The sequence below is a fragment of the Vibrio sp. B1FIG11 genome, assembly GCF_905175335.1.
Lineage (GTDB): Bacteria > Pseudomonadota > Gammaproteobacteria > Enterobacterales > Vibrionaceae > Vibrio > Vibrio campbellii.
Map to the genome: position 1 here is coordinate 1,824,867 of NZ_HG992751.1, position 24,234 is coordinate 1,849,100.

Below are 24,234 nucleotides of genomic sequence, written 5' to 3' on the forward strand. Positions count from 1 at the left end.
AAAAGCCCGTGAAGGGGGAGACACGGGCAAGGATTGGGGGATTTATCATTATTTAACTTAGTCTGCTGCTTGTATGCTCATCTGAGCACCTTCAAAACCAAGAGCGCTTAGCTTGCTAGCATCGAAGTTTGTGGTGACTTCGACATCGCCAACGCGTTGTGTTGTACCTCCAGACAGGGTATCCGTAGAGCGAGCACGTAAACCAAGTGGGCTTGGCTGACCAATTTCTATCGTACCTGCGTATTGTGATTCCGCGTAGAAATCACCAGATACATAAGAGTGGAATGGACGTAAGCTTGCGCCCGTCGCATATTGCATGCTGCCTAATCCTGCTTCACGGATTGCCCAACTCCAATCCCACCATTTTACTTCGCCCGGAATGTAGCGGTGATCCCACTGATAACGGATATCCGCAGATTGCTCGCTGCCTCTGCCCATGGTGAACGTGTGGCTTCTGTATGGGCGATTGTCAGGGTGGGTATGCCAAGCATTACCACTCCAGCGCAAGAAACCATTAAAGTTTACGTCGTAACTGATATCTGCGTTGAATCGGTAAGGGTAGGAAATGGTTGAACGATACAGCTCAATGCGCACTGGCAGTTCAGAGTTTGCAGACACCATAGGTCGAGCTTGTAAGGTCACGTCTTTGCTGGTGGATGCACCGTTGGAGTTAGAAAAGCTCTGGTTAGCATCGAAGGTGATGCTTAACTTGGTTTTACCAACCAAAGGCCACTTAAATTCGTTCTCGGTTTTGACCTGTTGAGCAAAGCCATAGCTATTGGTTTTTGACCAGTTTGTTGATTCTGTGAGTTTTAAGTCGACAACAATTTGTTGCGGGGTATTACTGTAGTTTCTCGCTGTCGCCCAAACGGTATCGACCAGTTCGCGCTCAGACTCAATCACTTCACCATGCCAAAAGTTCTTATCGTTTAGGGTATAGGCGAAGTTATTCACAGTGATTTTTGTTTTTTCGCCACAACGGTAGCCACTACAAGAGCCGCTGTTGTTGCCTTGAATGACCCAACCGTCACCGACGCGATCGATCTTCATGTCTTCACCCACGTATTGGCTATTGTTACCACCAACCCATGCGTAGCCAAGATAGTGGGCTAGGTAACTGAGTGGACGAACGAAGTAAGAACGGTCGGTCACCAATTCGTATTGGACATCGATCTCGCCACCTTCAGGAACGGCAATGGCAGAATAATTTGGGATTTCAGACTGTGTTTCATCAGGGTAACAAAAGGTCTTACCGTTCGGTAAGTCACGCTTAATCAAACCATTGTAACCCGGTCCCATGATCACCCAATCACCTTTTAGGCCGGTAATTTGCCACTGTCCCATGCGGGCGAGCAGTGCACTTTTTTGTTCTTCCGCTTCATATCGATCAAGTGGACGATAGCCTGAACGGCAGACATCTTCGCCGAGCTGATCAAGAACGATTTGGTCGGGGTAAATTTTCGCCTGTGCGCCAGTTGCGAATGTAGATAGGATAGCTGCTGACAAAAGGCTGATGTTGATGTTTCGCATGAACGTTCCCTCATGATTGCATTTTTATATTGTTTTATAAGCCGCTCTTGTTGCGGTCATAACCACCTTTTCATGTTGATAGGTTTGATAATACTGAAAATAATTGAAATATTATTACCCATTTATTCAGTTGCTTATATTGTTTTTATTGTCACTATCTGGTTATTGAAATCGATTGCTTTTCATTAATAAGGAAATAGATTCCTCACCAAGTTGGTTTAGAACGTTATTAATTTATGCTTTTAAGCTGAATGGTTTTACTAAAATAATGATAAGGAGAAAGTTTATACGTTTTTAACGGAGTAAGATTTGATGTTTATATCAGTAATTCCTAATCTGTATCGGCGCAATAAAATATAGACACGTTATGAGTAAGGGTAATGAATATTAGTAAGTGCTATTTTTTATAATGATAAATTAGATAAAAAGCAGAGAATAATGATAATTAAACATACCTCATCCATGAGGAATTTGCGGTCGTAACGAAAAGTTCAGATAGCCATTTATCTTTTAGCAAGAAGTTTTGTTCGGCCTGTTTGTTTATCTCTAATGAGTGAGAAAACCTCGTTCTGGTGAATTACTTCGAAGTCGAAGTAGATGGGGTCATCATTTAAAACGAGATAAGGCGATAGGAACGAGTCGTTAATAGCTGGACGTATCTCTTGCACGGATAACAAATTCATTTTGCCCGATATCGATAGGTTTACGTCAGAGTACGGTCGAGACGTGCCTTTGAAGCTCAGGATGATTGGGTTAGACATGGACTCATCTTGCAATGAGGCAATGTGTGTAATCGTACGGTGGTTGACTCGAGTTAATCCATCAATACGTAGGATGTGATCATCAGGCAGAATATCAACAATACTGTGGTGATAACGATTATCCTCGGCGTTATGACGACAAGGTAGATTCCAGGCCCCAAGGAACAATAGGCAAGACAGGGCAACAGCGATATAGGGTTTCATCGTCTTTCCTCCGCAACAAACTGAGCAATGGTCTTCGAGGCTTGCTCAAACTGGTCTGGTGTGTAAAACACATTGATTGACTTTCGCGTTTTTTTATTAAGCCATGAGAGCCCAGAAAATCCGTTATTTTCTTCAATATAAACAACACATTGGCATTGGTTCTCTGCGAGTAACTCTTGAACTCGGAGTGACAATGAGGTGCTAGGAGACATATAAACCTCAAGCGAGCCCACGGTATGTTCATTGAGCAACTTACTGAACTGAGGGTGGCTATAAGAGCTGTGATATTTACTTGCTACCATTAGAACGGCGGCAAACAAGAAACTCAGTGAGACAACATAACAAACTAGGTTTCGATAGCCCGGCTTTTGCTTAGCGGCATACGCGGGCTGAGAGGTTTCTTCTGGTTTAGCTGGAACTCTTTCCTCTCTTGGAGTGTTGATGGTAACGAGACACTCATTCAACAAGACGTCCTCCACCAAGCGATATCCGACCTTTGGAACTGTGAGAATAGGGGAGTCTTTGATACCGATTTTGATAAAGCTTTGTCTGAGTACGCTGATACTTTTGGCTAGCGAAGTTTCACCGATGTACTCATTTCCCCAAGCGAATTGAACAATGTCTTGTTTTTTCACAACCTCTGGGGAGCGTTCCAGTAAAAGGGTAAGAATCTGCGATTCTCGGTACCCGATCTTTATTGTTTTTTCACCATTAGAAAGCGTGTTTTTAATAGGGTTATATAAGTTCATACGACAGTTTTTGTTTTTATAATAAGCAAGGGGAAACGAAAAAGAACATTACACTTTACTTTGTGTGAATAGGCGTCACAAAAGTCACATTTAAATATGAATTAGTTAATACCTAATTTTCATTTTATAAAATAAAGCACAATAGTCGCTAAACATCAATCTCGTGTAGTACCAAACTTAAACCAATTGAAAAACTTTCAGATGAATCTCACCTATTTTGGTAATGACATAATGGTTTAGTATCTACTCATTTATCGAACGGCTTATGGTGAAATAATTGTTTTCATATATCGTCATAAGACTTGTTAATTTGTAATATCTTCAGGTTTATTAAGCGAATGGAAAATTAAATGGGGAAAGGGAACTGGTGGTTAGAAAAAGATGGAATTCAAGCCAAGAAAAAGCCCGCTGAATTCAGCGGGCTTAAAGTTTCTAGCTTGGCTTATGCTTTCACTGCATCAAAATCATCCGATTGAGATGACGGTTTGAAGAACAGTTTTGTTTCTTCCAACACCACATGGCGTAGAGCAATCAAACCAATCAGGTTAGGAATTGCCATCAGGCCATTTACGATATCAGCCAGTAGCCAAATCATATCGAGGTGAAGGAACGCGCCAGATGCCACCAAACCGACGAAAATCAGCTTGTATGGAAGCACCGCTTTGGTACCGAATAGGAACACAACGCAACGCTCGCCATAGTAGTTCCAACCAAGAATGGTGGTAAACGCGAAGAACATCAGGCCGATAGACACCAGCATTGGGCCGAATGTTTCTGCGTTCAAACCAACGGCAAATGCATGCGTTGTCATCGCTGCACCAGAGAAGTCACTTTGCCAAGCGCCTGTCAGGATCAAAGCTAGACCAGTCATAGTACAAATGATGATGGTATCGAAGAAGGTACCCGTCATAGAAATCAGACCTTGCTTAACACAAGAATCCGTTTTCGCTGCTGCGGCTGCCATTGGCGCACTACCCAAACCAGATTCGTTTGAGAATACACCGCGAGCGATACCTGACTGGATAGCTAGCATAATGCTTGCCCCCAAGAAACCACCTGTCGCTGCGATTGAAGTGAAGGCTGACACCAAAACCAACTCAACTGCGCTCAGCAATTGGTCTGCGTTCATGATGATCACACTTAAACACGCCAGCACATAAAATAGCGCCATTGCTGGAACCACTTTACCCGCTACGCTCGCAATCGACTTGATACCACCTAAGGTTACGAATGCCACTAGTAGCGTCAGGACAAAAGCAGACAATTCACGGTTTACACCAAGAGAAATCTCGCTTGCATCAAGAATCGCATTCACTTGAGGGAAGGTACCGATACCAAAACAGGCAACGCCCAATGCAAATACCGCGAACATGATAGCCAGCGCTTTCGAGCCAACACCATATTGCAGGTAGTACATAGGACCACCAATCATTTGGCCTTTGTCGTCAACACGACGGTATTTCACCGCAAGAAGACACTCAGCGTATTTGGTTGCCATTCCAAATAGGGCAGCGAGCCACATCCAGAATAGAGCTCCAGGACCACCAAGTTTGATTGCGGTAGCAACACCAACGATGTTACCTGTACCAATGGTTGCAGACAGCGCAGTACATAGCGCTGCGAAACTAGAAACGTCACCCTGTTTATCAGATGACTTATCTTTACTGAATACCATCGCTAACGCAGTTGGTAGGTGTTTAAATTGGATCAAGCCTAGGCTAAAAGTGAAGTAAACACCGGTACCCACAAGCAAAAGCAGCAGTGGTGGACCCCAGACAAAGTTATCAATGGTTTGAAGTAAAGATTGTAGGTCGTTCATGATTTCCCCTTAATAAAACAACTAATAAGGAGAAGAGGGAAAGGACGAGATCAATGATCTCTAATAGCCACGCTATTCAAAATAAGGCGGGAACGCCAAATAGTTAGGTTGTTACTTTCCACTCCTCTGTCCTTTTGCCTGAGAGTTTCACCCTACACACATGTGCAGGACTTGCTCCTTCGGCGACCGATTTAACGGTTCTCTCCAGAGGTTCCTCCAACTACAGTCCCCGCTACCAAGGTAGCACCTGAAATAGTTAATTCTTCGGCGAGTTACCCTAACTAAATGTTAAAATTTAGTTAATAACCACTCTCCTGCAGTCTTCATCGGAACATTTACTCAATTAAATGAGTAAAGGTTAGTTAATGATGCTGGTCACCATTAACGTGTGAACTCTATCATGTTTTGTTACCATTTCAACACCAAATGAAGATTTATTTTCAGCATATTATGGCGCCTTTGTTGTCTTAGTTTCATAGGTTTGCTGATTAACTAACCAAATGCTTTCTCGGGCTGGCTATTGTTAGTTTGTATAGAAGGGAAGAGATGAATCCTACTTGTCGATGAGAATCGCATGGCTTGGCAATAAGTTGTTCAGTTTAGAACAGATAATTGATCAAAACGGGAGCAATCGCTTCAAAATCTACGCTAAGTTGACCGTAAGCAACGTAGAAATAGGTTACAATGATTCCTTGCACAGCTGTCTATGGAATCGGATAAGTTTTTATTATTGGACAAGGAGGCGGTATGACCAGATTGTTAGCCATAGCGGTATTGATTGGAGTAGCGTTTGTGCTATTTCGTTATCGTACCAATGAAAAAGTCCAAAAGGCGACCGTGATTACTTTGATCGGCGCATTCTTAATTTATACCGCGTCAATTATGATTGCGGAACTCACTCGCTAGCCAACCAGTAGAGTCCTTGGAGTAAGATACGGTGACTTCTCAAAATAATATTGAAGACCAAGACGAAGTAGTTGTCATTGAGGAACGCGATAAGCGTACTCACATTTATATTGCGATTGCGGCCGTGTTGGGTTTGGCATTCGGTGGATTGGCTGGCTCAGCAATGACAGCAAGCAAGTGGGAATCCACTTATCAAGTGCTGGAAGAAAAGTACCAAGCACTGGCACAAGATAAAACTAACTTGGTCTCTCAAGTGAAAACACGCGAAGCGGGCATAGATAAAGAGATCGACGTAAAGGTTGCGAAGCTGCTGACAGAGAAAGAAGAAGCACACAAAGCGGAACTGAAAGCACTTCAAGAGCAACTGACCGAAGTGGAGAAAGTGAATTTGTCACTTGAATCTCAAGTGAAAGAGCAGAAAGCAACGTTAAACACGACCAAAAGCGAGAACGACAAGCTAAATCGCCAAGCAGACATGCAAGCGACCATGTTTGAGCGCTCACGTGAAGTGTTCCGTAAAGAACTGCAAATCTCACAAGAACTTGAGTCACTTGAGAAAGAACGTCAAGCGTTAATGCCGAAGATCGAGAAGCTCAAGAAAGAGTGTGACGTTTTCTTGGAAGGCAAATCTTGGGACGTGAAATCTGACGCGTGTGATAAACACGATGAGGCTAATTCCCGACTAAGCCAAGTTGACCAGCTCATTGAAGTCAACAAAATGGACTTGAAACAGATCAAAGAGATCACTGAAGACATGGGCCTGTAGCGCCAACATATAGCGCAACGATTTTCGAAGGCTATATTTCCACAGATTTGGAAACAACAAAGGAGCTCAATGAGCTCCTTTTTTATGTGTCATATTTCTCTGAAAGCGGGATCAGATACGAGAGGCGTCGTAGCCTGAAGCCAACAGTAATTCGCGCTCGTGTTTAATCAGCTGAGCGCGATCTTCAATCAGCTCGTTCAATGCTTGAGAAGGCTTACCTGCAAGTGCTTTGAATGAGTCAAACGACTCAGCGCTGTCGATCTCATCAATCATGCTACTGATGACGTTACGCGCTTCGCAAGGGTTATCATTGGTAGTGAAATATTCCACTTGTTTTGCCGCCGATTTCATTTCCGTCAGCAGTTCGAGCGGGCTACTTTCTTTTGCCACAGCCATGTAATTATCAAGTACACGCTTTGCATACAACAATTCTTTTAGTGGGATATCTCGGCCACTTACAATCAGCGATTCATTAAGGATCATACTTGAGCTCATTGGCATTCCTTTTTTATCAATAATTCAAACTTCTTGGGCGTTTGACTGAGTCTAATTTATTGCCGACTGAATGGGAATGCCTAAAAAGCACATTATTAAACGATTTTTCTGATTTTTTACGCTTTTTTAGTGAGTAAATACGCGAATTCGGTGCCCGTCAGGATCAAGTGCAACGAAGTTCCAGCCAAAAACAGAATCTTCTGGCTGTTGTGCAAAGTGCATGCCCTGAGCTCGCCACTCTTCAAACAATGTATCCAGCCTAGATTTGTCTGCCACTGGTATTGAGAGTTCTGTACCGCCTCCAGTGACATCACTATTAGGTACTAATGCATTACTTTGTTTAAGTGTGATAGTGACATTATTTGCGAAATCTAACGCGACAAAACGGGGAGAAAGCACTTTTGGCTCGCACTGAAAAGTTTGCGAATAAAAGTCCTTACTCGTGTTGATATCTGTGACGTAAAGGACGAAAGAATTGATAGTAAACATCGCGGTTTCCATAACTTTTGGGGGATTGAAAACCGAGCTTACCTAAGAGAAATGACAAGTTATGTCAGGAGTGACCATGAAAAAGGAGCGCATGGTGCGCTCCTTATCTTTATCTACTTCGTTACCTTGGAAGAATACCAGTTGTTTTGATAAGCCTTAGACGCAAACAATGCGTTGGCTTTTGCTCGCTCGATAACTTCCGGAGCTACTTCGGTAGGTTCCATCGTTTGATTATCGAAGTTGTATTGCATCGTCGATACCTTTTCTCCCGGAGAGAATACAACAAGATTATCTCGGGTTAGGTAACCAAAGTTTTTGTCGTATTGCATCATGGCACGTTCATCTTCACGGGCTAGCGGCTTGGTAAGGTCACGACCAATCATTGGTGATGTCGCATCCACACCAATCAACGAAAGGAGGGTCGGCGGCATATCTAAGTTATTAGCAATGCGGTCATCTTTACGAGCCTCAACACCTTTGCCAATGATCAATGCTGGAATGTGGAAGTGTTTCACCGGTACTAGGTTTGCACCAGAAACACGAGCATCGTGATCAGCAATGACAATGAAAATCGTGTCATCCCAGTAAGATGATTTCTTCGCTTTGTCAAAGAATGTGCCAATCGCATAGTCTGAATACTTAACTGCGTTGTTGCGTGTCATAAATTCAGAATCATAAGGTTCGATCTTGCCTTCTGGATATTCGTAAGGGCTGTGGTTGCTCGAGCTGAATACCAGACTAAAGAAAGGCTTATCTGTTTTAGACAAACGTTCAAATTCTTGGTTTGCTTTGGTGTAAAGATCTTCATCACTTACCCCCCAAGAGCCAACAAATTCTGGGTTCTCATAATCTTTTTCTTCAACAATTTGGTCGAAACCATTGCCGAAGAAGAACGACTTCATATTGTCAAAGTTTGCTTCGCCACCGTAAATGAATTCGGTGTGGTAGCCATTTGCTTTAAGAAGATCGGCAATCGTAAAGAAGTTTGTCTGACTCTTGCTCAGTTTCACCACGGCGCGAGAAGGCGATGGTGGAAAACCGGTTGTCACTGCCTCAATACCACGGACAGAGCGTGTGCCCGTCGCGTACATTTGGGTGAACTGCCAACCTTCAGCCATTAACTTATCGAAGTTTGGTGTTAGTGGAAGACCACCGAGTGAACCAACAAACTGAGCACCTAAACTTTCCTGAAGCAAAATTACCAAGTTCTTTGGTTTACCTTGATAGGTGGCTTTGTTGGTGTTCATCGTTGGTAGCAATGAAGGGTCGAAGTCAGACTTAGTTGAAGAGGAGCGAACAAGCTCAAGCATCTTCTGGTTGTCCATCTTGCCGTAAAACTGCTCAGCGCTTTTCTCGGATTTCATATTATTCACAGCAAACAGCAATGAATAAGAGGAGTTAAGTGCCAAGTCATTGAGCAGAGGATCATTACAAAATGCCACCATCGCAGGGTTAAGAGGACGGTGACCTAACGAAGAGCGTGCACCGCCGACACCGATCAATACAACCAATATTGCAATCAACGGGCGCCATTTCCAGTTTACTTGCTGAGCATTGTCGGTGAGTTTTTTACTCCACTTCCAACCAAGGAAAAGGGTGATAGCAGTGCCTACTGTACCAATGAAGAGCTCTAACTTGTAACCGGTCCAAAGCATACTGAATACTTCTTTCGGGTAAATGAGGTACTCAACAAACAAGCGGTTAGGGCGCAGGTCATACTCTTGAATAAATGGGGCAGTAGCAAGCTCCATGTAAACCAAGATCCATAAACCAGCGACCATCCAGCAGCGGAGAACTAGTTTCCAACATGCACCTATTTTACCTTGTACGGGCAATAGAGCAGAGAGTAAGCCTGGAAGAATGAACAACCAACAGATAGTCGCGAAGTCTACGCGTAGGCCCTGACCAAGAATATAGATGAGGTCGTTAAAAGATTCGATTCGGTCAGCGAGCCAAATGGCCAGTAAAATTCGCGAAACAGAGAGAAAAGCGAGCGAAAATAGCGCAAATACAGCAATAGGCTGCAAAGGCCCAAATGCGGGCTTCTTCATAAACAATCCCTAATTTATTGATGTGTAAGACGTTATGCAGCGTTTTTTATCAAATAAAACGTGAAACAAACGTGAAATATAAGGTTTATTTATAAATTTAATTGTAATGATTGGTACGGATTTGTAAGGCGGAGCAATGCCATACGGCATACGCAGTTCAATTTATCGCCACGAAAGGCGTGATAATCACAGGGTTGATTTCTAACGATTTCTTATTTAGGGTGTTGGGTATGAACTATTTAGCTATTTCTATCTCGACTAACTGTTGTTGTCGCACCTCCCAAGACGTGCGGCGGCTTTCGCGTAGCTATTAGTTAGCAAAAGATCATACAGACATATTAAAGGCCGCCGATGTTTTCATCCGCGGCCTTTTTGCATTTAAAGGAATAACAATATGAGTCAGTCAAAATTACAACTATTCAATACACTGGGGCGCACCCTTGAGCCGTTCAATACCATCGAAACAGGTAAAGTTGGTTTGTACGCTTGTGGTCCGACGGTGTACGACTATGCGCATGCAGGGAACTTGAGAACCTACCTTTTTGTGGATGTGCTAAGGCGCACGTTAGAGCTCAACGGCTACGACGTAAACCACGTTATGAACATCACGGATGTTGGCCACTTGGTGTCTGATGCCGATACTGGTGAAGATAAAATGGAGAAGGGCGCGAGAAAACAGAACAAGTCTGCTTGGGAGATCGCAAAGTATTTTGAAGACGTGTTTTTGGATGACCTTAATCGCCTCAACATCATTAAGCCTTCCATTATTTGTCGCGCTACCGAGCACATTCAAGAACAGATTGAATTCGTCCTAGAGCTTGAGCAAAAGGGCTTTACCTATCAAACTTCCGATGGCGTTTATTTTGATTCAGCTAAGCTTCCGGATTACGGAAAACTTGCCAAATTGGACCGCGAGGGTTTAGAGGCGGGTATTCGCGTCGAAATGGCAGAGAAAAAGAGTCCAACCGATTTTGCACTCTGGAAGTTTAGCGGCGAAACACCAAGACAAATGGAATGGGAAAGCCCTTGGGGAGTTGGCTTTCCAGGGTGGCACATTGAATGTTCTGCGATGGCAGAGAAGTACCTTGGGGAAGTGTTCGATATTCATGTTGGTGGGGAAGACCATATCCCAGTTCACCACACCAACGAAATTGCCCAATGCCAAGCAAAGAATGGGCACGTTCAAGCGAATTACTGGCTGCATGGCTTCTTCCTTCAATTGAACAAAGAGAAGATCTCTAAGTCCGGTACGTCACTTCGTCTTGATGCCTTAATCGAGAAAGGCTATGACCCGCTGGCTTACCGTTACTTGGTATTGACCAGTCATTATCGCAGTCATTTGAGCTTTACTTGGGAGAGCTTAGACGCTGCACAAACCGCTTTAAAGCGCCTGAAAGCGAAAGTGTCGGCACTACCAGAAGGTGGCAAAGTCGACCAAACGTATGTTGAGCGTTTTATGTCACTCATCAACAACGATTTAGCCATGCCACAAGCGATCGCATTGATGTGGGAGTTGCTTGGAAGTGCATTAAACGATGCAGATAAAAAAGCAACGGCGCGCTATTTTGACCGTGTGTTTGGTTTGGAGCTTGATAAAGTAGAAGAAGAGGAAATCCCTAGCGAGATCTTGGAATTGGTAGAGTTGCGTTTGCAAATGAAAAAGCAGAAGGAATACCAACAAGCTGACGAAATCCGCCAGAAAGTTGCCGAACTTGGCTACAGAATCAACGATGCTGGTGATGGTTCAACGGTAAGTAAACAAGGCTAGTAAGCTGGAAAAAAAAAGGCTCACTGCGATAGTGAGCCTTTCTAATTGAAACGATCAACGCTCTCGTCGCTATTGAATCGCTAACTCAGGTTGCGAAGCCGTATTCACTTCTGCGGTTTGATTGTATTTCTTAATCACTAGCGTCAAGCGAATCAGCATTGCAATTGCTGCTGTAGTTAAGCCGGTTACGATACCAATCCAGAAGCCTTCTTCGCCCATTGCAGGAACGATTTCATCCGTGATACCCAACAACATACCCAGTGGAAGCGCCAAGCCCCAGTAGGCTAGAATCGCCAGAATCATCGGGATCTTAGTATCTTTGTAGCCACGCAGAGCGCCGTTCGCAGAGGTCTGTAGCGCGTCGCTGAATTGGTACATTGCAGTAAACATCAACAGAGTAGCCGCCGTTGCGGAAACTACAGGATCTGTGGTGTACAAACGAATGATCCATTCTGGGAACAGCAGGAAGAAACCGACTGAAATCAGCGACAGTAACGCTGCGGTAATGATTCCTACCAAGCTGCGATGAGAAGCTGTTTCAAGTTTTTGTTCACCCAAGGCATGACCAACACGAATCGTGATACCAAAGGAAAGGCTCATTGGGATCATGTACGTCATGCTAGAGATGTTCAGTGCAATCTGTGCTGCGGCAACGTTCTCTGCACCAATACGACCAATCAATAGCGCAATCACCGCAAAGATGCTGCCACAAACCGCAATGTTCAAACCAATCGGCATACCGAGTTTGAACAGCTGTTTGATCTCTTGCCATATCGGCTTTAGCTCAGCGAAGTGCAGAATGTTTTTGTAGTGATGATGGCGTTTGATGTAGCTAAACAGTAGGGCAGACATTAACCAGTAAACCAAGCTTGTTGCCCAGCCACAGCCAACCGCACCCAGAGCCGGCATGCCGAATTTGCCGTAAATCAGAATGTAGTTAACAGGGATGTTGACTAACAAACCAATCACAGAAATCAGCATCGGTGCGCGAGTGTTGTTCATCCCTTCGCAGAAGCCATTCAAAGTGTAGAAAAGCGCAATGCCTGGAACACCAAAAGCCAACGCAACCACGTAATCACTGGCGATAGGAATGATCTCAGGCGCAACGCCTAGGCCAACGAGAATGGTTTCACCAAGTAGCAAGTAAACAATCAAAATTGCGCTAACGAACGCCGACAACCAAAGCATTTGAATAAATGCGATACGCACGTTATCCAAACTTTGTGCGCCGCGATGGTAAGCCACGACAGGTGTTAATGCCATGATGATGCCGCGAAGCAATAGCGAAACGGGTAGCCATAAACTGGTGCCAAGTGCGATCGCAGCGAGGTCGGCAGCACTCACTTGGCCTGCCATTGTGGTATCGATAAAGCCCATTGACTGAGTGGCAAGTTGCATCAGAATGATAGGGATCGATAGATGTAACAAAGCGCCCGATTCTTTAAAAAAGCGAGAAAAAGAGGAAGGTGTGTTTTGCATGGATATAGTTAAACACCAATATCAATGCACCAGTGGAAGCAGGATAGCGTTGTGCATTGTAGGGTGTGCCGCGTAGGCAGGCGCAATATACGGATTTTTGTTCTTGCGTTCAATATGTAATTTAGATCACAAGAAAACGATTGCTTTGGCTTCTAAATATGTCATTTGTCTTGTGAATGTATCGCGTTTTTTACTGCTCATTTTTAGATGAAAACAAGCGATTTTCGACACGCTCGTTTCAATAATAATCAGTCATTATTCCGCTTTTCGATGGTTACAAATCTTTTTATCTGACCTCTCGATTTATTTATTGTGTGATTATTTTCTTGGTGATATTTATCGCCTTAGTTTAGGCAATGCATGGAATAAACAATGGAAGCCGAGCAATTAGAAGTACTCAGTTTCATTAGCCAATACCCACCTTTTGATGACTTACCGGAAGAGCACCTGAGAAACATCGCAATGAATGCCGAAGTCGCGTATTACCGCGCAGGGACAGACATTCTCAAGAAAGGCGATGACATTCGTGATTTGTACATGATCCGCAGTGGTGTGGTGGAAATCTTCCGTCGCAAAGGCGAGTTGTACAACCGTATCGATGCTGGTGGCTTGTTTGGACAAATGGGGTTGTTGATGAATAACCGTGTCCGCATGCCAGCTAAAGCGATTGAAGACACCTTGGTTTACTGCATTCCAGAGAAGATTTTCACTGAGCTATGTGACGAGTTTGAGAACTTTGCTGATTTCATGGAATTGGAAGACAGCGCTAGGCTGCGTACCGCGGTATCAAACCAGTCAGATGGTAATGACTTTACTACTGCGAAAGCGCGCAAGATCTTAAGCCGCGAGCCAGTAACGTTAGAAGCCACTGCAACGGTGCGTGAGGCCGCAATCTTGATGGCGGAAGAAGGCGTCACTGCGCTTTTGATTGTCCGCGCGCAAGAAGACATTACCGAAGACGACGATGACCAACTGCTTGGTATTTTGACCGAGAAGGATCTGTGTGTGCGCGTTTTAGCTGAAGGTAGAGACAGTGATATTCCTGTAAGTGAAGTGATGAGCTACGACGTCGTATCGCTCGATTACAGTGCTTATGTGTTTGAAGCCATGCTGACAATGCTACGTTACAACGTCCATCATCTGCCTATTCTTAAAGACAAAAAGCCCATCGGCGTAATTAGCATGACAGATATCGTCCGTTATGAATCGCAAAACAGCTTGTTGCTTGTGAGCTCTATCTTCCAACAAAACTCAGTCGAAGATCTCAAAGCGGTTTCTAAACAAGTGAAAGACTGCTTTGTGAGAATGGTGAGTGAAGATGCAAATGCCCACATGGTAGGGCGTGCTATGTCGGTGATTGGCAGCAGCTTCAAACAACGACTGGCAGAGTTAGCAGAACAAGAATTAGGTCCAGCGCCCATCCCTTATTGTTTGTTGGCTATGGGTTCCATGGCGCGTGATGAGCAGCTGATCGTCACAGACCAAGATAACGCGCTGATTCTGGATAACAGTTACGACCCAGCACTGCATGGTGAGTACTTTGCTCAGTTTGCGAGGTTCATTTGTGATGGATTGGCGGAGTGCGGTTACACCTACTGTACTGGCGACATCATGGCGACTAACCCAGAGTGGCGTAAAACGCGCTCCGAATGGGAAGAGTGTTTTGCGAATTGGATTGATGATCCAACGCCAGAGCGACTTCTGCACAGCAATATATTCTTCGACTTACTTGGTGTACATGGACGCGTAAAATGGGCAGAGCAGTTGAGTGGATTCATTGTCCGCCGCGCCAAGAAGAATAGCCGCTTCTTAGCTTGTATGGCTTACAACGCGATTCGTCGCACGCCGCCACTTGGGTTCTTTAAAGACTTCGTGATGGAGAAAGACGGGCGTCATCGCAATTCCATTAACTTGAAGCGTCGCGGTACCGCACCAATGGCGGATCTAATTCGGGTCCACGCTTTGGCGATTGGCTCTCGTTCGCAAAACTCGTTTGAACGTCTAGATGACATCAACAATGCGGGCATCTTACCGAAAGGTCGCGGCATGGACTTAAAAGACGCGATGGAGTTGATCTACATGGTGCGAATCCGACATCAAGCGTTGGATATCGAAAACGGCGAAGAGCCGGATAACAACATCGAGCCAGAAGAGATGTCGGAGTTTGAACGCCGTAACTTAAAAGCCGCATTCCAAATCCTCAGCAACGCGCAGAACTACATTAAGTTCCGTTATCAGAGAAGTGGCAAATGATGTGGTTTTCGAAACAAAAGCAAGACAGTCGCGATTTGCTTGATACCAGCCAGACACCCGATTGGCCGATCTTCTTTGAGCAACTTGCCGAGCAAGCGAAAGATACTCGATTAAAACGCTATTACTCTACGCCTATTGTGAATGGTGATACGCCATTAAAAGAGGTACCGTTTGTCTCCGTCGATTTCGAGACAACGGGTTTGAACGCCGAGCAAGACGCCATTCTCACCATCGGTTTAGTGCCATTTACGCTAGGGCGAGTGCAGTGCAGCGGATCTCGCCATTGGGTGGTGAATCCAAATCGAGAATTGAATGAAGAGTCGGTGGTGATTCACGGCATTACCGATTCCGAAGTGAAGAATGCGCCACAACTTGAGCAAATTCTAGATGCCATTCTTGATGAGTTAGCCGGAAAGATTGTGGTGGTGCACTACAAAAACATCGAGCGTCAATTCTTCAATAACGCATTGTTAAACAGCCTGGGAGAGGGGATTCAATTTCCAGTCGTTGATACGTTGGACATCGAATACGCCATTCAGCGTCGAGAGTGTGAAGGTTGGTTGAACAAGCTCAAAGGTAAAAAGCCTGGCTCGGTACGTCTCGGTCATGCGCGTGAGCGTTACCATTTGCCTGCTTATCAGCCACACCATGCGCTGACCGATGCTCTTGCTACCGCTGAGTTGTTACAGGCGCAGTTGCAATACCACTTTGACGGTGACATGCCGCTGTCTGTGATTTGGCAGTGAGTTATTAGGGTCTGTTGATCTTTCGCGGTTAAATTTTGTTCGAGATAAAATCGTTTTAGGCGCGACAAGGAGTGTGTCGCCTAGTCATTCTAAGCAAATACTCCTTAACAAAGCATAAAACGATTTTAGCCGAACCCTTTGGGCAGCGTTTGTTGGTCATTTCTACTGCGTTATCGACTTCTCATGTAGGCTAGCTACATAGCAAAGTCTCTGTCTTGTATAAATATCCAACAATTCGCTGCAAAAATCAGCTCGAAAGGTCAATAGACCCTAGTCTCGTTAATGCATTGGTGACAAATTTTATTAGTCGTCCTGATAACAAAATGCAATGCGATATCAGGACGGTTGAAGGTAAAATTATAAAGTAGAGCAACCCTTCTAAAAGCGACACAACGATCGCACATAAGCTTTGCAGCAAGTGACACAAGAAAGTCATCACTCGGCTTCCTACATCAAGCTTAATTTGAACTTAAATATAGCCACGTTTTTGAGGAGATAAATCGTGAGCACCGACAACAATGGCGGTATACAACGCCCCGACGGTAAGGTGAACCCGATCGATACTGATTACCAGATTGGTCAGGACAACGTCGCGTTAAAAGTAGGTCCTTTTGGACTTGATATTCACAACCGTGTGTTTGCTATTTCAGGTATGTCGATCATCCTGTTCGTAGTGTTAACACTGACTTTCCGACAACAAGTAGAACCGTTTTTTGCGGGTTTGCGTGGTTGGCTAGTGTCAAATCTTGATTGGTTCTTCCTAACTGCAGGCAACGTGTTTGTCGTGGTGTGTTTGATCCTGATCGTAACGCCACTTGGTCGCGTTCGTATTGGCGGTACAGAAGCAACACCGGACTACACTTACGCAGGCTGGTTAGCGATGCTATTTGCTGCTGGTATGGGTATCGGTCTGGTATTCTTTGGCGTATCTGAACCTATGTCTCACTTCAGTGCTGCTCTTGGCGGTGTGAACGTTGAGAATGGTGTTCGTACTGACTGGGCTCCACTAGGCGCAGCAGAGGGTGATACATCAGCTGCGTCTGCACTTGGTATGGCAGCAACGATTTACCACTGGGCACTTCACCCATGGTCAATTTATGCACTATTGGCTCTAGGCTTGGCGATCTTCTCGTTCAATAAAGGCCTACCTCTAACGATGCGTTCTATTTTCTATCCTCTTTTTGGCGAGCGAGTTTGGGGTTGGGTTGGTCACATTATTGATATCTTAGCGGTAGTCGCGACGGTATTTGGTCTTGCGACGTCTCTTGGTTACGGCGCATCACAAGCAGCTACAGGTCTAAACTTCTTGTTCGGTATTCCGATGACAGAGACAACGCAAGTTGTGCTTATCGTGATCATCACAGCACTTGCTTTGATCTCAGTAGTCGCTGGTTTGGATAGTGGTGTAAAACGCCTATCTGAAATCAATATGGGCTTAGCGGCACTATTGCTTTTGTTCGTGATCGTCGTGGGCCCGACAGTCGCTATCATGACTGGTTTCTTCGAGAACATCATGTCCTACCTTGCGAATGTTCCAGCGCTTTCAATGCCATTCGGCCGTGAAGACGTTAACTACTCACAAGGTTGGACTGCGTTCTACTGGGCGTGGTGGATTTCATGGTCACCATTCGTCGGTATGTTTATCGCGCGTGTATCTCGTGGTCGCTCAGTTCGTGAGTTCATCGTGTGTGTTATCCTGATCCCATCAACCGTGTGTGTATTATGGATGACGGCATTCGGTGGTACGGCGATCAGCCAATACGTGAACGATGGTTACCAAGCGGTATTTGATGCAGAGCTTCCACTTAAACTGTTCGCGATGCTAGATGTGATGCCACTGTCTCAAATCACCTCTATCGTGGGTATTATTCTGGTTGTGGTGTTCTTTATCACATCAGCGGATTCTGGTTCGCTTGTGATCGATACGATTGCAGCTGGCGGTAAAGTAGATGCACCAACACCTCAACGTGTATTCTGGTGTACATTCGAAGGTTTAGTTGCAATCGCGCTAATGCTTGGCGGTGGTCTCGCGGCTGCACAAGCGATGGCGGTAACAACTGGTCTACCATTCACTATCGTACTGTTGGTTGCAACGGTATCTCTAGTGAAAGGTTTGATGGATGAGCCGCGCCCAACATCAAAATCAATGAAGAAAGCGAAAGCGTAATTTAACCTTCCTTCAAAACTAACAAAAACGGCACGTCTCAACGTGCCGTTTTCTTTTCTGAATTCTTCGCATAAAACCATCGGTTGGCTGCGATTTTCTTCTTGTTCAAAACGTTTCAGCTAGTGCGAAACAGAAGGTGTTTGCACTTCACTTGTTTGACCAAACCATGGTTGGAAAAGTGGACAATGTCAGTTACGAACTGATGGAAATCATTGCCGATGCGCGCGTCAATCTTATCGGTAAAGAGATGAATGTTGCTTAATCGACTTGCCTGATCACAATGCAGTTTCAAATGCGGCTAATCGCTATTTGAAACTGCTTAACTGAATACATATTTTAAACTTCGCATGATAGTGGAGAATACAAGAGTAAATAATGACTTAGAACGTCGTTTATCAATCAGTTCTTCTATCACCACTGTGTCGTCTTTCGTTAACCTTGCTCGCCAAATTAAGCACCAAATGATCCTTACTCGATAACTCCGATTGTTAACGGTAATTGGAGCGTTTTTAAAGGCGACAATAAAAAGCCGTTTTGAATAGAGGAGCTCTTGTCCAATTCGCAAGGTAAACCTCGTCGACAGGCGGTGGTATTCTGCTGTTACGAGTATGCCATCGATATAATGTGATTGTGTTTGAACGGTTTTGAATCCCATCTTGATCTATCCTTAGATCTCTCACTTAACTCTACTAATCAATATCTTACTGTAAGCTCGTCCAAAAAATTCAATTACATTGTATTTCTTAATAAAAGCTGGGTTAGTGCATATGGAGTGGTATGCCATTGCTCGGAATAACAGCAAGAGGCTGAGACTGAAAAAGTCATATATTCAATAGATGAAGCTGTGTTAAAGCGGCTTGATAAGCAGCAAAGGAGCCAACCATGGCTCCTTTGGTATTCATGAACGACCGAGTTAGATATTTGGACGTGCCGTCTCGTTGGTTGATGGTGGTAGATGAGGCAGTGTTACCTCTGGTTGGTCTCCAGTTAACGAGCGCAAGAACTCTGTGATTTTTCCAGATTCCTCTTTCGTTAGCTTCTGGCCAAGTTGAAGGTCAGCCATCATTGCGACGGCTTCTTCTAAATCCCAAACCGAACCATCGTGGAAGTACGGGTAGGTGAGTTCGACATTACGCAGTGTTGGTACTTTAAACACAAATTTATCGAAATCATTACCCGTGATCGCCTTACGTCCCACATCTGGGTTGTCTGTTGCAAACGGCTTCACTAAACCCATTTTTTGGTACATTTGCCCACCAGCTAATGGGCCACTGTGACACGCAGTACAACCTTTTGCTTTAAATAGGTTATAACCCTCGACTTGCGCTGTGGTTAGCGCGTTGTCGTCGCCTTTCAACCAAAGATCGAACGGTGCGTTTGGCGTGCGCAGAGTCTGCTCAAATGTTGCAATCGCGTCAGTCACGTTATCAATGGTGATCGTCTCACTGCCATAGGCTTGTTGAAACCACTCGCGGTATTGAGGGATTGACTTAAGTGTGTCGATCGCAAGCTGGTGGCTAAAGGCCATTTCGAGTGGGTTCTCGATTGGACCTGCTGCCTGTTCTTGCAAATCTTTGGCTCGTCCATTCCAGAACTGAACAAAGTTCAAATCCGAGTTAAACACCGTTGGTGAGTTGATAGGGCCAATTGCCCATTTATGACCAATGGAGCTTGGTAGGTTATCGACGCCACCTTTTGCGATGTTATGGCAAGAGTTACAAGAAATGGTGTTGGAGGCGGATAAACGAGGTTCAAACCACAACGTTTTACCCAGTTCTACTTTCTTCGCATCAAGCCCTGCTACAGGCTCAATCACCTTAATGGGCTCTGAGGATTGGCGCTCTGCATAGGCACCGAAAGACAGCGCTGACAAGACGCTCACTGCTATAAGAGTTTTCATAATAACTTCCTTTTTAAGTGATTTTTCACTCTCACTAGGGCGGCGTACTTCGTGTTGGTACGCTCTGGAAGCCACGGTATAGCAATCGTTTTTTTTCGATAAAACGCAAAAAATCGATGGTTTTTATGGCAAAAAACGATGTTAAAAGCGAACAAACTTTGCACGATTTGATTTTGCTTGCTTCCCACGGTTCTGATCACTTTTTGTTTACAACTGTGCAAAGAATATAAACGAATGGTTCGTTGATTTAGGTCAATTATGCAATTAAATGAATTTGAGAGATGGAGTCTCTAGATTGGAGAAAAAGTGGAGATTTTATCGCCCAAATAGGACGTTGGTAGAGGACATATAACAGCCAACAAGTCCGATGTTTAGAATTATTCTATTTTAGGGAGTTTGCTCTAACTCTGAGTCAATCATTACATTTCAATTTCAAGAAAGGTTTGGAATTGGTCATGTTTCTGAGTATACGAATTATTATCAGTTACGCATCCGGTTGCGCATTGTTCTAGGTTGAATTGTGTAACGTCACTGCAGCACGTATTGAGCGTATTACGCTGATTGTCTGTGTTTTCGTGTTGACAGTTTGGTACTAGGTAAAAATCAACAACACTATGATTTCAAGGAACATTTTATGTCAAAGAAACTACTTACTTGTTGTATAACCTCGGCAATCTGTTTTCATTCTGCTTCCGTTTACTCTCAATCAACGGATCTGCCAGGTGCTTCTGATTTACAACAAGTCCCTGCAGCGTTGATGCTCGCTCCGGACGATGTCGCCATCGCGGATCGTTATATCGTGGTCTTTAAACAGCCGCAAATGATGCCGAGCGACTCTCCAGATTTTCAACAGTCCACGCAACAATCGGTGGACAGTATGTCCAGTTTATATTCGATACAGGCGGAGTCCATATTTGACCGATCCATTAGTGGCTTTGTGGCAACATTGAATGCAAACCAACTCGATGAGTTACGCTCTGACCCCCGAGTAGACTACATCGAACAAGATAAAATGCTAACGCTTGAACCGATAGTCTCGGTAGAAGCAAACCAAAGCAATGCGATTTGGGGTCTTGATCGAATTGATCAGCGCAGCCTACCTCTTGATAGTAACTACAACGCCAACTTTGATGGTACAGGGGTAACGGCTTATGTCATCGATACCGGTGTGAACAATTCACACGTCGAGTTTGGTGGGCGTTCTGTTTCTGGTTACGACTTTGTCGATAATGATTCAGACTCAAGTGACTGTAACGGACACGGTACGCACGTTGCCGGCACCATTGGCGGCAGCCAGTATGGTGTGGCAAAGAACGTGAATATTGTTGGTGTAAGAGTACTTAGCTGTTCTGGTTCTGGTTCGACATCCGGTGTCATTGCCGGGGTGGACTGGGTGGCTGCTAACGCTTCCGGACCTTCTGTTGCCAACATGAGTTTGGGAGGCGGACAATCCACAGCGTTGGATAGCGCAGTACAAAGTGCGATTCAATCAGGGGTGAGCTTCCTGCTCGCAGCTGGCAACTCTAATGCGGATGCTTGTAACTATTCACCAGCTCGCGTTCCTTCTGGCGTGACCGTTGGCTCCACAACGAGCTCAGATTCACGTTCGAGTTTTTCAAACTGGGGTAGCTGTGTCGATGTGTTTGCACCGGGCTCGCAAATCAAATCCGCTTGGTATGATGGTGGCTACAAAACCATCAGTGGCACCTCAATGGCAACGCCACATGTCGCCGGTGTTGCAGCGCTATATCTTCAAGAAAACAGTGCATTATCACCAAGCCAGCTAGAGGCACTGATTGCTGAACGAGCATCCAATGGCAAAGTCACAGACACTCGCGGAAGCGTAAACAAGCTGCTCTATAGCTTGGCGGATTCAGACTGTGGTCAAGATTGTGGTGGTCCAAATCCAACGCCAGATCCAGAAGGCAAGCTAACCTCTGGTGTGCCAGTGAATGGCTTGAGCGGCGCAACAGGTGCGATGGACTATTTCTATGCTGACCTAGAGGCTGGCCAACGTCTAACTGTTCAAACCATTGGGGGTAGTGGTGATGCTGACCTCTACGTTCGCTTTGGTTCGAAACCAACACGCAGCAGCTGGGATTGCCGACCATATAAATACGGCAACAACGAAACATGTACTGTGACTGCGCCTCAAAGTGGGCGTTACCATATCATGATTCATGCATACTCTAGCTACAACGGTATGACGATTCAGGCGAACTACTAACGCTCATTATTAAGCCCACTTTCGGGTGGGCTTTATCTCTCAACCCCAAATAATTCTGAGTTGCTGGTTACCGACGGACTTCCATCGTTTCCCTCGAACGAATGCTCGTACTTTCAGTGAGTTCCTTCACCTGAAGTCACTTGAGCGCTCAGATTCGCACTTCTTAAAGAGACAAATATCATGAAAATACCAAGGATACAGGTTGGTTTGTTCTTAGCGACGCTGCTCTTTTCTTCGTTGGCGACTTCGCAGGAAAAATTGATTCAAGTGGCGGACAAAATTGAACATGCCTATACATTTACCAATACAGAAGAGAACCACGACACCGTCAAATATCAGCTCCATCATTCAGGTGCGAGCTTTATCAAAGTCCATTTCTCCCAATTCAATCTTGGCGTTGGTGATTCCGTTACATTGAGCTCTGATAACTCAGCAGAGAAGGTGACTTATCACGAAGGTAGTAATGAGCCCTTTTTCGCACGTTCCATTTCTGGTGACGCTGTCACTATTGAATGGCGTCGTGCTTCTGAGTCTGGCAGTCTCGCCATTGATTACTACACGGCAGGCTACAGTGAAGACAAGTTGCAACAAGTAGGTACGCTTTCTACCTGCGGTGTTAATGAGCGACGCGATGCTGCTTGTTGGGAAGAAAGCCATCCGACAGAGTTTGGTTGGAGTCATGCCGTCGCGCGATTGCTCATCGATGGCCGAAGTCTTTGTACAGCTTGGCGAGTGGGACCAGAAAACCATCTGATGACAAATAACCACTGCGTTTCAACGTCGGGTAAGTTGCGCAATACAGAAGTGTGGTTCAACTACCAACGTATGACGTGTAATGGCAGTTTAGATGAAGTGGTAAAAGTCATGGGTAATGAGCTGATTAAGACTGACTACACGCTTGATTACTCTCTGTTTAATGTGACCAACTTCGACACCATTGCCCAGTTTGGTTATCTAGGACTAACGGATACACCTCCTGTATACGGTTCAGGTATTTATATCCCACAACATGGTGCAGGTAATCCAAAAGAGATTGCGATAGAGAGTGACAAGAATGGTTCAGGGCTTTGTCAGATAGATGTCGCGAGTGCAAACGGCCGTGGCACCGGGACGGATACTGGTTATTTTTGTGACACGATTGGTGGGTCTTCTGGCTCCCCGGTTCTTCTATCGGATAGCCATCAGGTTGTCGCACTTCACCACTATGGAGGTTGTGAAAACCAAGGGGTTAAGATGGAACGAATTTGGCCAGAAATTGCGCCAGTTTTTGGAGGGCAATTGCCTCAAGGTAAAATGGGTAAGCAGCCTCCAACATCGGAATACCCAACAATCTCCGTTGGTGACGTGATCAATGATTTACAGCAGCCTAAAAATGGCCAATTGATCTTTGTTTTACCCGCTTCTGAAAGAACACAAGACATCGTTGTGTCGATGTCTGGTGGGGCGGGGGATGCGGATTTGTATACGCTTTCTGGGAGCCGACCGGATAAATCAACGTACGATTGTCGACCTTATCGTGCCAACAGCAACGAGAGTTGTGAAGCGCGAATGGAATCGCAAGACCTCTACATTCTTATCAGCGCGTATTCGGCGTTTTCCGGCGTCACATTGAGCGTGGATGTGAAGTGATTATTAATTGTAGCAATCACGTAGGGGGCTCCCTGAGTCCCCTAGACCTCAAACCTCAGCAGCTTTGTTCCAAGCAGCACTCAAAAAATAACGACAAAACGCACTACATATTTTAGAGCTATAAGTCTAGATTGCGGATAGAAACCGCTACCTTTAAATTTATCTGTGTCGATTTTCCCCTCAGTTACTCATCAAATTACATCTGTCATTAAAACCACAAGAAATCATGAGTTTCATTATATTTACTTTTTAATTTTTTTTAATTAACGAGTGACTATTAGGTCAGTAGTTATGT

At 44.9% G+C, this 24,234-nt stretch carries 18 protein-coding genes and 1 riboswitch; of the genes, 9 read left to right on the forward strand and 9 right to left on the reverse strand.

Going from position 1 to position 24,234, the window contains the following annotated elements; all coding sequences use genetic code 11:
- Positions 1-57: 57 nt before the first annotated feature.
- The 4 genes from KHO06_RS08755 to KHO06_RS08770 all read right to left on the reverse strand — a co-directional run bounded on the left by KHO06_RS08755 (position 58) and on the right by KHO06_RS08770 (position 5,063).
- Complete coding sequence (locus KHO06_RS08755) at positions 58-1,530, reverse strand: aerolysin family beta-barrel pore-forming toxin (protein ID WP_212581356.1); 1,473 nt, start codon at positions 1,528-1,530, stop codon at positions 58-60.
- A gap of 503 nt (positions 1,531-2,033) precedes the next feature.
- Positions 2,034-2,495, reverse strand: a complete 462-nt coding sequence (locus KHO06_RS08760) for a hypothetical protein (RefSeq protein WP_212581357.1) — start codon at positions 2,493-2,495, stop codon at positions 2,034-2,036.
- Positions 2,492-3,244 carry a winged helix-turn-helix domain-containing protein gene (locus KHO06_RS08765; RefSeq protein ID WP_212581358.1) on the reverse strand — a complete coding sequence of 251 codons (753 nt, stop codon included), beginning with the start codon at positions 3,242-3,244 and terminating at the stop codon, positions 2,492-2,494. Before KHO06_RS08765 ends, KHO06_RS08760 begins: the two co-directional genes overlap by 4 nt.
- A gap of 442 nt (positions 3,245-3,686) precedes the next feature.
- Positions 3,687-5,063: a sodium:alanine symporter family protein gene (locus KHO06_RS08770; protein WP_212581359.1), complete on the reverse strand. Its 1,377-nt coding sequence runs from the start codon at positions 5,061-5,063 to the stop codon at positions 3,687-3,689.
- Between the two features lie 116 nt (positions 5,064-5,179).
- Positions 5,180-5,281, reverse strand: a riboswitch (glycine riboswitch).
- 529 nt (positions 5,282-5,810) lie between these two features.
- On the opposite strand from KHO06_RS08770, the gene KHO06_RS08775 reads away from it, so the two are divergent.
- Positions 5,811-5,969, forward strand: coding sequence for a hypothetical protein (locus tag KHO06_RS08775; RefSeq protein WP_005434065.1), 159 nt, complete (start codon positions 5,811-5,813; stop codon positions 5,967-5,969).
- A 31-nt stretch (positions 5,970-6,000) separates the two neighbouring features.
- Positions 6,001-6,735, forward strand: a complete 735-nt coding sequence (locus tag KHO06_RS08780; protein ID WP_005434001.1) for a chromosome segregation ATPase — start codon at positions 6,001-6,003, stop codon at positions 6,733-6,735.
- A gap of 111 nt (positions 6,736-6,846) precedes the next feature.
- Here KHO06_RS08780 and KHO06_RS08785 read toward each other — a convergent pair whose 3' ends face one another.
- The 3 genes from KHO06_RS08785 to KHO06_RS08795 all read right to left on the reverse strand — a co-directional run bounded on the left by KHO06_RS08785 (position 6,847) and on the right by KHO06_RS08795 (position 9,770).
- Positions 6,847-7,230: a hypothetical protein gene (locus KHO06_RS08785; RefSeq protein ID WP_005433654.1), complete on the reverse strand. Its 384-nt coding sequence runs from the start codon at positions 7,228-7,230 to the stop codon at positions 6,847-6,849.
- 126 nt (positions 7,231-7,356) lie between these two features.
- Positions 7,357-7,719, reverse strand: a complete 363-nt coding sequence (locus KHO06_RS08790) for a VOC family protein (protein WP_212581360.1) — start codon at positions 7,717-7,719, stop codon at positions 7,357-7,359.
- Positions 7,720-7,832: 113 nt separating this feature from the next.
- Positions 7,833-9,770, reverse strand: a complete 1,938-nt coding sequence (locus KHO06_RS08795; protein WP_212581361.1) for an LTA synthase family protein — start codon at positions 9,768-9,770, stop codon at positions 7,833-7,835.
- 394 nt (positions 9,771-10,164) lie between these two features.
- Between KHO06_RS08795 and cysS the strand changes: the two genes are divergently transcribed.
- The gene (gene cysS / locus KHO06_RS08800; RefSeq protein ID WP_212581362.1) at positions 10,165-11,538 is read left to right on the forward strand and encodes a cysteine--tRNA ligase; all 1,374 of its coding nucleotides are present in this window, start codon (positions 10,165-10,167) and stop codon (positions 11,536-11,538) included.
- Between the two features lie 69 nt (positions 11,539-11,607).
- On the opposite strand, the gene KHO06_RS08805 is transcribed toward cysS, so the two are convergent.
- A complete protein-coding gene (locus tag KHO06_RS08805) occupies positions 11,608-13,017 on the reverse strand; it encodes an MATE family efflux transporter (RefSeq protein ID WP_005433760.1) in 1,410 nt (469 codons plus the stop codon).
- Positions 13,018-13,389: 372 nt separating this feature from the next.
- Here KHO06_RS08805 and KHO06_RS08810 point away from each other — a divergent pair, with 372 nt between their 5' ends.
- The 4 genes from KHO06_RS08810 (at position 13,390) to KHO06_RS26745 (ending at position 18,445) form a co-directional block, all read left to right on the forward strand.
- A complete protein-coding gene (locus KHO06_RS08810) occupies positions 13,390-15,270 on the forward strand; it encodes a DUF294 nucleotidyltransferase-like domain-containing protein (protein ID WP_212581363.1) in 1,881 nt (626 codons plus the stop codon).
- Positions 15,267-16,016: a 3'-5' exonuclease gene (locus tag KHO06_RS08815; RefSeq protein ID WP_212581364.1), complete on the forward strand. Its 750-nt coding sequence runs from the start codon at positions 15,267-15,269 to the stop codon at positions 16,014-16,016. The genes KHO06_RS08810 and KHO06_RS08815 overlap by 4 nt, the downstream gene beginning before the upstream one ends.
- Positions 16,017-16,518: 502 nt before the next feature.
- Positions 16,519-18,183, forward strand: a complete 1,665-nt coding sequence (locus tag KHO06_RS08820; RefSeq protein ID WP_212581365.1) for a BCCT family transporter — start codon at positions 16,519-16,521, stop codon at positions 18,181-18,183.
- Positions 18,184-18,319: 136 nt separating this feature from the next.
- Positions 18,320-18,445: a hypothetical protein gene (locus KHO06_RS26745; RefSeq protein WP_256867220.1), complete on the forward strand. Its 126-nt coding sequence runs from the start codon at positions 18,320-18,322 to the stop codon at positions 18,443-18,445.
- Positions 18,446-19,096: 651 nt separating this feature from the next.
- Here KHO06_RS26745 and KHO06_RS08825 read toward each other — a convergent pair.
- Entirely contained in the window at positions 19,097-20,083 is a 987-nt protein-coding gene (locus KHO06_RS08825; protein WP_212581366.1) for a cytochrome-c peroxidase, read from the reverse strand.
- 634 nt (positions 20,084-20,717) lie between these two features.
- Here KHO06_RS08825 and KHO06_RS08830 point away from each other — a divergent pair.
- Positions 20,718-22,310, forward strand: a complete 1,593-nt coding sequence (locus tag KHO06_RS08830; RefSeq protein WP_212581367.1) for a S8 family peptidase — start codon at positions 20,718-20,720, stop codon at positions 22,308-22,310.
- A gap of 180 nt (positions 22,311-22,490) precedes the next feature.
- Entirely contained in the window at positions 22,491-23,939 is a 1,449-nt protein-coding gene (locus KHO06_RS08835; protein WP_212581368.1) for a serine protease, read from the forward strand.
- The last annotated feature ends 295 nt before the right edge of the window (positions 23,940-24,234 follow it).

What these genes read in the sequence shown, in the direction of transcription:
- KHO06_RS08755 (WP_212581356.1), bottom strand. Translation starts at nt 1,530, where the DNA reads ATGCGAAACATCAACATCAGCCTTTTGTCAGCAGCTATCCTATCTACA.
- KHO06_RS08760 (WP_212581357.1), bottom strand. Translation starts at nt 2,495, where the DNA reads ATGAAACCCTATATCGCTGTTGCCCTGTCTTGCCTATTGTTCCTTGGG.
- KHO06_RS08765 (WP_212581358.1), bottom strand. Translation starts at nt 3,244, where the DNA reads ATGAACTTATATAACCCTATTAAAAACACGCTTTCTAATGGTGAAAAA.
- KHO06_RS08770 (WP_212581359.1), bottom strand. Translation starts at nt 5,063, where the DNA reads ATGAACGACCTACAATCTTTACTTCAAACCATTGATAACTTTGTCTGG.
- KHO06_RS08775 (WP_005434065.1), top strand. Translation starts at nt 5,811, where the DNA reads ATGACCAGATTGTTAGCCATAGCGGTATTGATTGGAGTAGCGTTTGTG.
- KHO06_RS08785 (WP_005433654.1), bottom strand. Translation starts at nt 7,230, where the DNA reads ATGAGCTCAAGTATGATCCTTAATGAATCGCTGATTGTAAGTGGCCGA.
- KHO06_RS08790 (WP_212581360.1), bottom strand. Translation starts at nt 7,719, where the DNA reads ATGTTTACTATCAATTCTTTCGTCCTTTACGTCACAGATATCAACACG.
- KHO06_RS08795 (WP_212581361.1), bottom strand. Translation starts at nt 9,770, where the DNA reads ATGAAGAAGCCCGCATTTGGGCCTTTGCAGCCTATTGCTGTATTTGCG.
- cysS (WP_212581362.1), top strand. Translation starts at nt 10,165, where the DNA reads ATGAGTCAGTCAAAATTACAACTATTCAATACACTGGGGCGCACCCTT.
- KHO06_RS08805 (WP_005433760.1), bottom strand. Translation starts at nt 13,017, where the DNA reads ATGCAAAACACACCTTCCTCTTTTTCTCGCTTTTTTAAAGAATCGGGC.
- KHO06_RS08810 (WP_212581363.1), top strand. Translation starts at nt 13,390, where the DNA reads ATGGAAGCCGAGCAATTAGAAGTACTCAGTTTCATTAGCCAATACCCA.
- KHO06_RS08815 (WP_212581364.1), top strand. Translation starts at nt 15,267, where the DNA reads ATGATGTGGTTTTCGAAACAAAAGCAAGACAGTCGCGATTTGCTTGAT.
- KHO06_RS08825 (WP_212581366.1), bottom strand. Translation starts at nt 20,083, where the DNA reads ATGAAAACTCTTATAGCAGTGAGCGTCTTGTCAGCGCTGTCTTTCGGT.
- KHO06_RS08830 (WP_212581367.1), top strand. Translation starts at nt 20,718, where the DNA reads ATGTCAAAGAAACTACTTACTTGTTGTATAACCTCGGCAATCTGTTTT.
- KHO06_RS08835 (WP_212581368.1), top strand. Translation starts at nt 22,491, where the DNA reads ATGAAAATACCAAGGATACAGGTTGGTTTGTTCTTAGCGACGCTGCTC.